A 10,543-nucleotide genomic window follows, 5' to 3' on the forward strand; every position below is an offset into this window, starting at 1 on the left:
CCCGGGAAATATAGCTCATACCATCAGGTTTGCCGGCGCAGCACATTCTCCTGTCACGATGCCGTTGGAGTTGCCGTGGCGAAGCACGACCGCAGGTCAGCGGCTGCAGGACGCCCGCACGTGCGACGGGAAGGCCAGCACGAGGAAGGTCAGCATCAGCACGGCGACCAGCAGCGGCCAGAAGGCCGGCGGGCGCGAGAAGCTGAAGTGCTCGACGAGCACGCTCCCGACGCGGTAGAGCTGGTAGGCGGCCGCCCCCATGCCGAGCCACCACGCCCAGCGATAGTGTTTCAGCAGCCCCCATGCGACCAGGATGCCGATCAGCCCCATGATCCACGTCAGGGGCTGCGAGAAGCTGAAGCGCAGCATGAAGGCGTCGCCCGACAGGGCGATACGGATCACGGTACCGCCAAGCACGATGGCGGAGAAGGCCACGGCGGTCGCCGCGGCAAGGTGAATGCGGGTGATGGCCATAAGACTCGCGGTGAGTTGAACGATAGTCGCGCACGACGGGCGGAACCGTCCACCGCAGCGCGGCAGCAATTTTGCATCAAGCCGCGCTCATTCGGCATGCCCGATACACGACTCAAACGACGTTCAGCATTTCGGCGGCGAGGCGATCGAGGTTCTGTTCGTTCGCCTCGGTCACGAAGTTGGCAATGCGCTGCTTCTCCGCCGCCGTATCGAATACCTGGCGCCAGCCGACCAGCGTCCGTTCGCCCTGCGCCGTCAGCGTGATCGTCAGCTCGAAATGATGACCGACGACATGCTCGACCACGATCCGCTCCGGCGCGACGACGTCGATGAACACGCTTTCGTTCGGGTAGTTTCTGCCATCCGGTCCGTGCATGATGAAGCGCCACCTGCCGCCGGACCGGAAATCAAATTCCTCGAAAGTATTGCTGAAGCCTTTCGGCCCCCACCAGCGCGCGAGGTGCGCAGGATCGCTGAAGGCCCGGAAGACGCGCTCGCGCGGCGCGTCGATCAGGCGCGAATGCACGAACGCGCGGTCGGCCGTGGATTCGGTAGTGCGTGCGGGTTCTTCGCTCATGCTCGTCCTCCTGTCGTCGCCACGACCGATCCCTATGCAGACAATGACGGACGGGCGTAACTCACCGTCAGCATCTCCCACTGATGCCCATCCGGCTCGTTCCAATAGACATTGCCGTAGTCCGCGCCCACCTGCCAATCCACGGGACCGCGCACCGTACTGCGGAAAGCGATTCCCGCAGCCCGGATCCGTCCGAGGATGGCACCGAACTCCTCCTCGCTCACACGGAAACAGTAGTGGTGCACGGGAAAGGTCTCGTCCGTCTCGAAGAAATCCAGGGTCAAGCCGTCGTTCAGGTACACCGGCGCGAACGGCCCGATACCCGCTTCCGCCCAAGGCACCCCGAGCAGATCTCCCAACAGTCTGGCCGATGCCGCCTTGTTGCGGCACGGCACGATGAAGTGATCGAGTCGTATCGTCATCCTACGCTTCCGCCTCCATGAGATGCCTCAATCGGGACGGACCCCGCGCCGCACGTCCGTCCGATATGCGACGGCACTCAGCCCGCAATGTTCCCGCAAGAGATGCTCCGGTTACCGTCCGCCGGGGCCGTGAGGACATTGATCGCGTGAGGGGTGTCGCGCAGTTTCTGCAGCGATACCGGGGCGACGTTGGTGAGCGTGACCGGTCCGCGATAGGCGGCAATCGCACCCGGCCGCCCGAGAGGACTCGCAAGCACGTGATCATTCAGCTCGTAGGCGGGACGCTCGCTCATGGCCTCGCAGCGCCCCCCGTGGATGTATGTGTAGAGATGGATCGGGCGGGAAGCGTAGCTTGGCACGTTACTCAGCTGCAGCGTGACCGTCGTCTCGCCGCCGCGCGAGACGAGCATCGCGTTCCCGACGCGTCCCGTGTTGTACCGCGTTGCGGTCAGCGGCACTTGCAGGATCTCCGCGGCCGCCCCCTTCGTTTCCCGCCCCCCTTCCGTACCCGCGCATCCGCCTAGGACAGCGATCAGCGCCAGTCCCGGCACAAACCAGATCTTGCCCATTGTCGTCTCCTTGCAGACAAGGGAATCACGTTTGTTTGACCACTGACGCGCCCAATCGGTCGCAGCTTGTGTTCCGGCAGACATGACAGGCGCCTTTCGCCGTTAAACACTGCACGCGAGCAAGCACGGACACGGGCCGATCGTTTGCGCCCGGAGCCCTGATAGTGTGACACTAGCGCAGCGCCCCACGACGCGCACTCCGGATTCCCTGTAACGACGCCCGGCGGCTCCGGCGGAGACGAGACGCACGCATGTACAACGAGTATTTCGGGTTTTCCGCGGCGCCCTTCTCGATCGCGCCCGATCCGCGCTACCTCTTCATGAGTGAACGTCATCGCGAAGCGCTCGCGCACCTGTTGTACGGGCTGCGCGTCGATGGCGGCTTCGTGCTGCTGACCGGCGAGGTCGGCACGGGCAAGACGACGATCTGCCGCTGCCTGCTCGAGCAGGTGCCGGACGGCTGCGACATCGCCTTCATCCTGAACCCCAAGCTCGACACCGTGGAGTTGCTCGCGACGCTGTGCGACGAGCTGCATGTGCCGGTCGCCGCGGGCGAGCGCTCGATCAAGGTGCTGGTGGATCGCATCAACCGCCATCTGCTCGACGCCAACGCGCGCGGGCGCAAGACGGTGCTGATCGTCGACGAGGCGCAGAACCTGTCGAACGAGGTCCTGGAACAGCTGCGCCTGCTCACCAACCTCGAGACCCACGAGCGCAAGCTGCTGCAGATCATCCTGCTGGGCCAGCCGGAGCTGCGCGAACGTCTCGCGCAGCCGGAACTGCGGCAGCTCGCGCAACGCATCGTCGCGCGCTATCACCTGGAACCGCTGTCGCGACAGGAAGTAGGCGCGTACGTGAATCACCGCCTGGCGGTCGCCGGTGGGCAGCAGCGGCTGTTTCCGGACGCGGTGATCGACCGCCTGTTCCGCCTGAGCGGCGGCACGCCGCGGCTCATCAACGTGATCTGCGACCGAGCGCTGCTCGGCGCCTACGTCGAAGGCAAGACGAGCGTCGGGCGCAGCACGCTCGACAAGGCGGCGGGCGAAGTGCTGGGCTCCGTGCCGCAGGCATTCGCGGCACGGCGGATCGCGCTGGCCTCGGTTCTCGGCATCGCCCTCGCGGGCGGCGCGGCCGCGGCCTGGCATTACGGCCTTTCGGATCCCTCAATCGGAACGGCAACACCCGTCGCAGCGGCCCCCGCGACGTCCGCGGAACCTGCTGCGCCCCCTGCTCCGGACCGCAAGGCGGACGACGCCGCGAGCACCGAGGCTGGCGCGCCGCCTGTCGCCACTGCGGCGGAACCGCCCCCGGCGCCGATCGCCTGGCCCAGGCCCGAGGAACACTGGCTGCACGAGGTGATGGCCGTACATAGCCTGTTCGCGCTGTGGGGGCTGGACGCACGGCTGGTGGGCATCGACGACGCCTGCCGCCTTGCCGCGCACCGCGATTTCGGCTGCCTGCGGCGCGACGGCGGGCTGGACGAGCTGCGGGCAATGAACGCGCCGGCCATCGTCGAACTGCGCCAACCCGACGGCCCGAACTTCCTCGCGACGCTGCTTGCGATCGACGGCGAACGCGCCCGCATCTCGTTCGCCGGCGACACGCGCGAGGTAGCGCTCGACAGCCTGCGGCAGCAATGGCACGGCCACTACACGCTGCTGTGGCGGATGCCGTCCGGATGGCACCGCACCGTCGGCACCGGCATGCGCGGCGCCGACGTGGCGTGGGTGGTGCGCCAGCTCGGGCGCTGGGAGGGCCTCGCGGAGCCCGAAGCGCCGGCCGGCACCTACACCGCCCGGATCGAGGAGCGCATGCGCGCCTTCCAGCGCAGCACCGGGCTGCCCGAAGACGGGGTGGTCGGCCCGCTGACCATCGTGCGCCTCGCGGCCCTGGCCGACCCCGGCACGCCCGTCCTGACGAAGCAGGCCCCATAGCATGTCCTACATCCTCGAAGCCCTGCAGAAATCCGAGCACGCGCGCCATCGCGGCAAGGTGCCGGACCTCAACACCCTTCCCGAGACCACGCCGAGCGCGACGGCTCACACGGCCACGCCCCGCCCGCCCTACCTCGCAGCAGGTTTCGCGCTCGCACTCGCGGCGGCCATTCTCGGCTGGTGGCGCCCGTGGCAGGCAGCGCCGGCGCCCGTCGCAAAGGCTGCGGAAACGCCGCAGCAGACCGTGGGGGCACAACCCATACCGCAACCGCCCCCCCCGCCGCAGGCAATACAGGAGGTGCCGGCGGGCCCGAGCCAGTCCGCCACCGCCCCCACCGCCCTCGCTGAACCTGCAGCGCCGCAGGCGGTGGCGCCGCAGCCTGCTCCGCTTGCCGCTGCCGCACCCGCCTCACAACCGACACTCGCGCCCCTCGCCCCTGTGCGCCCATCGGCGGCGGCCCCCGAAGCGACGAAAACCGCTGCACCCGTATCCAGAGCACGCCGCGAACCGCCGGAACCCGAAATCCAAACGCTGGCCGCCGACGTCGCACCGGTCCGCCGCAGCGAGTCCGGTTCGCGGAGGTCGGCCGAGTCTGCGCCCCCCTCACCGTCTCCCGCTCCCGCCGCCACACGCATCGCCACCGCAAGTCCTGCAGCACCTGCACCGGCAGCCAACCGCAAACGATCGGACGGACGCATCCTGAGCATCCACGAACTGCCGCCCGCGGTACGCGGCAGCCTGCCGCGCCTCGACATTTCCGGCTTCGCGGCAGCGCCGGACTCGGGCAAGCGCATGGTCGTGATCAACGACCGGCTGGTGCAGGAAGGCGAGGAAGTCGTGCCGGGCGTGACGCTCACCAGCGCCGAGAAGGACGGCGTGGTGCTCGACTTCCAGGGCTACCGCTTCCGCGCCCAGCAATAGGCGCGGATGGCCTAGAGCTAGCCGCGCTCCCAGTAGCCCGCCGTGTTGTAGATGCCCTTCAGGTATTCAATGAAGTGCCGCACCTTGGCCGGCAGGTAGCGCTGCTGCGGATACACGGCCTGGATGTCGTAGGTGGGCGCAGCGAACTCGTCGAGCACGGTCACGAGTTCGCCGCGCTTGAGCTCGGCCTGGATCTCCCAGGTCGAACGCCAGCCGATTCCGAGCCCCTGCCTGACCCAGCTATACAGGAGCTCGCCGTCGTTGCAGTCGAGGTCGCCATCGACGCGCACCGCGACCAGTTTGCCGTCGCGCACGAAGCTCCAGCCGCGCTGTTGCCCGCCTTGCAGGTTGAACGCGAGGCAATTGTGGTGCGCCAGATCCTCCAGCACACGCGGCTCGCCGTGCCGCGCAAAATAGTCCGGCGTGCCGCAGACGACGCGCCGGTTGGGGAAGAGGCGGACGGCGACATAGTTCGGATCGGTGACCTCGCCGATGCGGATGCCCATGTCGTAGCCCTCGCGCACCAGATCGACGACGCTGTCGGTGAGGTTGAACGACAGCTTGAGCTCGGGATAGCGCGCCTTGAAGGCCGGCGCATGGGCGGCGACGTGGCGGCGGCCGAAGGCCGCGGGGGCGGACACGACGAGGTGTCCGCGCACGGTGTCGCGCCCGGCGCTGACGCTGGTCTCGGCCTCGTCGAACTCGTGGATCAGGTGGCGGCACTGCTCGAGGAACTGCTCGCCGAGGTCGGTGAGCGTGAGGCCGCGCGTCGAGCGGTGCATCAGGCGCACCCCGAGACGCTTCTCGAGGCCGTCGAGGCGGCGGCCCATGACGACCGGCGTCACGCCTTCGACCAGCGCGGCGGCGGCGAAGCTGCCCTTTTCGGCGACGAGGACGAAGCTGCGGATTTCGGTGTAGCGGTCCATCGGGGGTCCGGTCAGTCGTGCGAACGGTTCGGGAACCGGCGCCGCCGCTCGTGCTCAGCGAGCCGTTCGGCGAATTGTACGAGCCCGGCATGCTCGGCCATCTCGCGCGGGGTCTCGTAGTCGTCGATGCGCGTGCGCAGCGTCGGGTCCGCCCCCGCCTCGAGCAGACGTTCCAGCACAGCGAAATTGCGTTCGCCCACCGCCATGTGCAGCGCGGTGTAGTCGTTGATGCCGCGCTGGTCGGGATCCGCGCCGAAGGCGAGCAGCAGCTCGACGATCTCCGCCACGTCCTTGCGTCCGGGCACGCCGGGATGCGGATTCGTGCACGACAGCGCCGCGATCAGCGACGGAAAGCCGCCATCGTCCGGCGCATTCGGATCCGCGCCGATCTCCAGCAGCGCACGGATGAACACCAGCGGGCTGTGGTAGATCGCGTACTCTAGGCAGGAGCCGACCGTGAGCGGCATCGGTCCGTTCGGCACATCCGCCGGGTCATCGACCGCGGCCCGCAGGGCGGCGAGATCGCCGCAGCGGAAGGCCGCGTCGATCTTTGCGAACTGCCGGTATTCGGCGCAGCGCTCGTCATCCTGCCTGGCCATGGTTCCCCCGCTCGTCCGGGCGCAGGCATTGGGCCGCGCTCACCACCGGCGCCCCTGTCGCACGCTGCTCGAAGCCCTTCGCCTCGAATGCGATCTCGCCCTTGGGCCAGTTGATCGCGATGTTCCACACCTGCGCCACATAGCGCTCCCGCGGCTCGTCGCGGCGCTCGATGGCATGGATCGAAAACGGCCCCATCGCCGCGCCCGGGCTTGCGTAGTCGAGCGCCAGCCGCAGGTTCGTGACTTCAAGAAAGCGCAACGTGGCGGGAACGATACGAAAGCTGCACCCCTGCGCCTCGCAGAGCCACTCGACGATGTAGTCCAGGTCGAGGATCAGTTCGCCGGCGCCGTATTCCCCCTCGACGACACGCAGCCCATGGACATTGCAGTCATGCCATGACATCTCGTCGAAGTGGCGGTCAGTCCAGAGGTATTCGGGCATCGGGACGGAGTATGTGGGTTGGGTGCGACGCGGTGTGCATTCCCCACCGCGCCTGCTATGTCAGCCACTCTACAGGATGCGGCGGACAACGGGCCGGTGCGGCTTGCGGCGGGCCACTTCCTCGAACCCGGCGGCGTCATACATCGACTTGGCGCCGAACCACATCGCATCGTCGCGGGACCGCTCCGACTGATCCACCGGATAGGCCTCCAGCACGCGTGCGCCGCACTGCGCAGCGTAGGCGATCGCCCCCTCCAGCAGCCCACGCGCCACGCCCTGGCCGCGGTATTGCGACGGCACGACGAAGCACACGATCGACCACACGGGCTGCTCATCGACGGCCTTCATCACCGGCGAACGCCCGAGCCGCGCGAAGTCCTCGCGCGGGCCGAGCGACACCCAGCCGACGGGCGCCCCGTCGCGATACGCGATCAGGCCCGGCGGCGGCCCCTCGGCCACCACCGCCCGGAAGCGGGCATGCCAGGCCTGCGCCCTCTTCATGCCATCCACTTCGGGACCGCGCGGACCGCTGAGGCGGTAGTACATGCACCAGCAGCCGCGGGCGACGGAACAGCCCCTGGCATTGAACACGGTCTCGAAGTCGGACCAGCGTTCCGGCGTGAGGGGTTCGATGGTCAGCTTCAGGCGGGAAATTCTACGCCCGCGTCCGCCCCCTCGGTCAGATCGCTGCCCCGGCGGCGCCCGTACCGCGTAGCGCACGCGGACGGTACAGACGGCGCAGCAGGCGGCCCGCCCAGCGAATCGGCCACGGCGCATCAGCGACGAGGCGCACGTTGCCACGCGGCACCCCCTCGATCAGCACCAAGCCCTTGCTGAAGACGCGCATCCCCTCGCCCGCGACGAGGAAGAAATCGCCCGCCTGCCCTTCGACCGTCACCCAGATCCGGCCGTGGGTGCATTCGACACGCAGCCCGCTCGCGTCGCGCAAGGCGAGCGGACTCCATTCGTCCAGTTGGATCGTTCCGCTGCTCGATAACATCCGCATGATCGCTCTCCTGAAATCGTCATTGATCGCGCAATGCCAGTCTAGGAATCGCGACCAATTCAGTACAGACACACGGAAACGAAATTGACATCGATACAGTCAGCAGTTTTTTTGAAGTGTACTGGTCGGAAATGGGGGCAACTGTGCCTTTCGGTCGCGGACGGCCGGCGAGACAATGCAAAGCGACGGTTTGCCGGGACGGGATGGACATGGACCAACGCACGCTGCGCTATGAACAGCTCGCCGACGAGCTGGCCGGCATGATCGCGGAGCGCATCCTGCGCCCGGGCGATCGGCTGCCCTCCGTGCGCACGATGGCGCGGGAGAAGAAGCTGTCGATTTCGACCGTCGTGCAGGCGCTGCGGCAGCTGGAGGAGCGCGGCCAGATCGAGGCGCGGCCGCAGTCCGGCTTCTTCGTGCGGCCGCCCGCCGCCTGCCACAACACCCAGCTCGAACCGCAAGCGCGGCCGCGCCGCAGCCGCCCGGTGGCGGTCGCCATCAGCAGCCGGCTGATGCGCGTAGTCACACTGAACAGCCGCCCCGACATGGTGCCGCTCGGCGCCGCCCTCCCCGCCCCCGAACTGCTGCCGATCGCGCCGCTGCAGCGGCTGTACGGGCAGATCGGGCGGCGTGCCGAGCACCTCCTCGATGCGGCGAGCCACTCCATGCTCAACCACCCCGAGCTAGTGCGCCAACTCGTGCGACATTCGTTGACCTGGGGCCAGGCGCTCGCGGCCGACGAGATCGTTGTCACCAATTCCTGCACCGAGGCCCTGCTGTTGTGCCTGCGCGCGGTCACGAAGCCGGGCGATACGGTCGCGGTCGAATCACCGTCCTACTACCTGATGTTGCAGTTGCTGGAGCAGCTGGGACTGAAGGCGCTGGAGATCCCGACCCACCCGCGGCTCGGCCTGTCGGTCGATGCGCTCGAGATCGCCAGCCGCGAGCGGCGCATCGCCGCGTGCCTGCTCGTGACCAACTTCAACAATCCCCTGTGCAGCCTGATGCCCGACGAGGAAAAGCGCCGCCTCGCCGCGCTGACCGCCGAGCGCGGCATCCCGGTGATCGAGGACGACATCTTCGGCGAACTCTACTTCGGCCCGCAGCGCCCGTGGCCGCTCAAGTCCTTCGATACCACCGGCAACGTGATGCTGTGCTCGTCGATGTCGAAGACGCTGATCCCGTCGCTGCGTCTCGGCTACGTCGCGGCCGGGCGTTACCACGCCGAAGTGCTGTTGCAGAAGACGCTGACCTCGGGCGCGACGAACCCCGTGACGCAGGCGGTTGCCGCACGCTATCTCGAATCGACGGCCTCGGACCGCCACCTGCGCTTCCTGCGCCGCGCCTTCCACAAACAGGTCATGCAGATGTCGGAGGCGGTGTTGCGTTACTTTCCGGCGGGAACGCGCATCTCGCAGCCGCAGGGCGGCTTCGTGCTGTGGGTCGAGCTACCGGCCGGCGGCGACGGCATGGCGCTGTTCGAGGACGCGGCGCAGGCCGGCATCGCGATCGTGCCCGGAGAACTCTTCTCCGCCGCCGCCCACTTCCGCAACTGCCTGCGCCTGAATTGCGGCAACCCGTGGTCGCCGCGCATCGAGGACGCGATCCGGCGCCTCGGGGCGTTCGCGGCGGCTCAGTTCGCCGCGGATCGCAGGGCGGACGCCCCTAAGGCCGAAGTTGCCAACTGCACCGCCGCATGACCCTGGCCGAGCCGAGGCGCGGTCATTCGCGGTTGTCCTTCGCCAGCGCGGCGTCGCGTTGACTGGCTTCAAATGCCGATGACTGTGCCTGCGCAGCCTTCAACTGCTCCGGAGTCAGGCCGCGTGCAACGTCCGCGCGATGTCGTACCGCATCGACCTGCAGCGCCGCGGCCGCACGATTGAACCACACATAGGCGAGCACCGGATCCCGCGGAATACCGAGGCCGTCACGGTACAGCCGACCCAGCTCGAGCATCCCGTCGGGGTCGCCCCGTTCGGCTGCCGTCCGGATCCATTTCACCGCCTGGCCGTAGTCCTGCAGCACACCGAAGCCGCTACGGTAGAGTTTTCCGAGCATCACCATCGCCGCGGGATGGTCCTTCTCCGCCGCCGATTGCAGCCACCGCACCGCTTCGGTCGCTTGCTCGCCGGCCTGCACACCGCCGAACAGCAGGACCTTCGCAATACGGACCTGGGCCTCGGCATCCCCCTCCTGCGCCGCCCTCAGCGTATGGGGATCGATCGCAGTTGCCGCCGGGACGGGCTCATGTGCCGCGTCTCCGTCCACTCGCGGCTCGCCGAACGCCCAAAACACGCCGATAGCGATGATCAACAGGGGCAGCGCCCCCGCCGAAAACCCGAAGCGTCGGCCCGACGACTCGCGGGGCGCCCAAAAACGGTGGTGACAGGCGCGGCAACGATACGGCCGAAGCCCAGGATTCGTCTGCCTCTCGACGTCCGACCGCCAACCGGACTTGCGACAGTCCTGGCTCATGCAAGCGGGGCATGTGACGTTTGCGTGAAGTGTCATCCTGGCTTCGCAAGCTCAGTATGCAAGTTCGGGCGGTCCGTCTGACCGGTCATCGATTCGTCCAGCCAGATTATGCGCTGTCCCGCCCATGAATGATCGGCACGTTGCGGCAATTGGTCGCCGGACGAAACAAGGGGCGGCCAGGGACATCAGTCCCTGGC

13 protein-coding genes are annotated in these 10,543 nt (G+C 67.8%); 3 read left to right on the forward strand and 10 right to left on the reverse strand.

Going from position 1 to position 10,543, the window contains the following annotated elements; all coding sequences use genetic code 11:
* Positions 1–96: 96 nt before the first annotated feature.
* From GPA27_RS19740 to GPA27_RS19755, 4 genes are all read right to left on the reverse strand, one after another.
* Positions 97–474 carry a hypothetical protein gene (locus GPA27_RS19740; protein ID WP_211165119.1) on the reverse strand — a complete coding sequence of 126 codons (378 nt, stop codon included), beginning with the start codon at positions 472–474 and terminating at the stop codon, positions 97–99.
* Positions 475–586: 112 nt separating this feature from the next.
* The gene (locus GPA27_RS19745) at positions 587–1,051 is read right to left on the reverse strand and encodes an SRPBCC family protein (RefSeq protein ID WP_169142196.1); all 465 of its coding nucleotides are present in this window, start codon (positions 1,049–1,051) and stop codon (positions 587–589) included.
* A 32-nt stretch (positions 1,052–1,083) separates the two neighbouring features.
* On the reverse strand, positions 1,084–1,473 hold the full coding sequence (locus GPA27_RS19750) for a VOC family protein (protein ID WP_169142197.1): 390 nt from the start codon (positions 1,471–1,473) through the stop codon (positions 1,084–1,086).
* Between the two features lie 77 nt (positions 1,474–1,550).
* Positions 1,551–2,042: a hypothetical protein gene (locus GPA27_RS19755; protein WP_169142198.1), complete on the reverse strand. Its 492-nt coding sequence runs from the start codon at positions 2,040–2,042 to the stop codon at positions 1,551–1,553.
* A 251-nt stretch (positions 2,043–2,293) separates the two neighbouring features.
* Between GPA27_RS19755 and GPA27_RS19760 the strand changes: the two genes are divergently transcribed.
* Together GPA27_RS19760 and GPA27_RS19765 are read left to right on the forward strand one after the other, a co-directional pair.
* On the forward strand, positions 2,294–3,976 hold the full coding sequence (locus GPA27_RS19760; protein WP_169142199.1) for an ExeA family protein: 1,683 nt from the start codon (positions 2,294–2,296) through the stop codon (positions 3,974–3,976).
* A gap of 1 nt (position 3,977) precedes the next feature.
* On the forward strand, positions 3,978–4,898 hold the full coding sequence (locus GPA27_RS19765; RefSeq protein WP_169142200.1) for a general secretion pathway protein GspB: 921 nt from the start codon (positions 3,978–3,980) through the stop codon (positions 4,896–4,898).
* Positions 4,899–4,915: 17 nt separating this feature from the next.
* On the opposite strand, the gene GPA27_RS19770 is transcribed toward GPA27_RS19765, so the two are convergent.
* The 5 genes from GPA27_RS19770 to GPA27_RS19790 form a co-directional block, all read right to left on the reverse strand.
* Complete coding sequence (locus tag GPA27_RS19770; protein WP_169142201.1) at positions 4,916–5,824, reverse strand: LysR family transcriptional regulator; 909 nt, start codon at positions 5,822–5,824, stop codon at positions 4,916–4,918.
* Positions 5,825–5,835: 11 nt separating this feature from the next.
* The gene (locus GPA27_RS19775; RefSeq protein ID WP_169142202.1) at positions 5,836–6,423 is read right to left on the reverse strand and encodes an ankyrin repeat domain-containing protein; all 588 of its coding nucleotides are present in this window, start codon (positions 6,421–6,423) and stop codon (positions 5,836–5,838) included.
* Positions 6,407–6,865, reverse strand: coding sequence for a hypothetical protein (locus GPA27_RS19780; RefSeq protein ID WP_169142203.1), 459 nt, complete (start codon positions 6,863–6,865; stop codon positions 6,407–6,409). The genes GPA27_RS19775 and GPA27_RS19780 overlap by 17 nt, the downstream gene beginning before the upstream one ends.
* A 69-nt stretch (positions 6,866–6,934) precedes the next feature.
* Positions 6,935–7,366, reverse strand: coding sequence for a GNAT family N-acetyltransferase (locus GPA27_RS19785; RefSeq protein WP_211165120.1), 432 nt, complete (start codon positions 7,364–7,366; stop codon positions 6,935–6,937).
* Between the two features lie 178 nt (positions 7,367–7,544).
* Complete coding sequence (locus GPA27_RS19790; RefSeq protein ID WP_169142204.1) at positions 7,545–7,871, reverse strand: DUF2917 domain-containing protein; 327 nt, start codon at positions 7,869–7,871, stop codon at positions 7,545–7,547.
* 209 nt (positions 7,872–8,080) lie between these two features.
* Here GPA27_RS19790 and GPA27_RS19795 point away from each other — a divergent pair, with 209 nt between their 5' ends.
* Positions 8,081–9,571: an aminotransferase-like domain-containing protein gene (locus GPA27_RS19795; RefSeq protein WP_246261278.1), complete on the forward strand. Its 1,491-nt coding sequence runs from the start codon at positions 8,081–8,083 to the stop codon at positions 9,569–9,571.
* A gap of 22 nt (positions 9,572–9,593) precedes the next feature.
* Here GPA27_RS19795 and GPA27_RS19800 read toward each other — a convergent pair whose 3' ends face one another.
* Complete coding sequence (locus tag GPA27_RS19800) at positions 9,594–10,184, reverse strand: tetratricopeptide repeat protein (protein ID WP_246261279.1); 591 nt, start codon at positions 10,182–10,184, stop codon at positions 9,594–9,596.
* Positions 10,185–10,543 lie beyond the last annotated feature (359 nt).

Origin of the sequence: Aromatoleum toluolicum, assembly GCF_012911005.2 — a bacterium.
Lineage (GTDB): Bacteria > Pseudomonadota > Gammaproteobacteria > Burkholderiales > Rhodocyclaceae > Aromatoleum > Aromatoleum toluolicum.

Excerpts from the sequence above, each read along its gene's own strand:
- GPA27_RS19765 (WP_169142200.1), top strand. The coding sequence starts at position 3,978 with ATGTCCTACATCCTCGAAGCCCTGCAGAAATCCGAGCACGCGCGCCAT.
- GPA27_RS19795 (WP_246261278.1), top strand. The coding sequence starts at position 8,081 with ATGGACCAACGCACGCTGCGCTATGAACAGCTCGCCGACGAGCTGGCC.
- GPA27_RS19750 (WP_169142197.1), bottom strand. The coding sequence starts at position 1,473 with ATGACGATACGACTCGATCACTTCATCGTGCCGTGCCGCAACAAGGCG.
- GPA27_RS19760 (WP_169142199.1), top strand. The coding sequence starts at position 2,294 with ATGTACAACGAGTATTTCGGGTTTTCCGCGGCGCCCTTCTCGATCGCG.
- GPA27_RS19745 (WP_169142196.1), bottom strand. The coding sequence starts at position 1,051 with ATGAGCGAAGAACCCGCACGCACTACCGAATCCACGGCCGACCGCGCG.
- GPA27_RS19755 (WP_169142198.1), bottom strand. The coding sequence starts at position 2,042 with ATGGGCAAGATCTGGTTTGTGCCGGGACTGGCGCTGATCGCTGTCCTA.
- GPA27_RS19790 (WP_169142204.1), bottom strand. The coding sequence starts at position 7,871 with ATGCGGATGTTATCGAGCAGCGGAACGATCCAACTGGACGAATGGAGT.
- GPA27_RS19785 (WP_211165120.1), bottom strand. The coding sequence starts at position 7,366 with ATGAAGAGGGCGCAGGCCTGGCATGCCCGCTTCCGGGCGGTGGTGGCC.
- GPA27_RS19770 (WP_169142201.1), bottom strand. The coding sequence starts at position 5,824 with ATGGACCGCTACACCGAAATCCGCAGCTTCGTCCTCGTCGCCGAAAAG.
- GPA27_RS19780 (WP_169142203.1), bottom strand. The coding sequence starts at position 6,865 with ATGCCCGAATACCTCTGGACTGACCGCCACTTCGACGAGATGTCATGG.
- GPA27_RS19740 (WP_211165119.1), bottom strand. The coding sequence starts at position 474 with ATGGCCATCACCCGCATTCACCTTGCCGCGGCGACCGCCGTGGCCTTC.
- GPA27_RS19775 (WP_169142202.1), bottom strand. The coding sequence starts at position 6,423 with ATGGCCAGGCAGGATGACGAGCGCTGCGCCGAATACCGGCAGTTCGCA.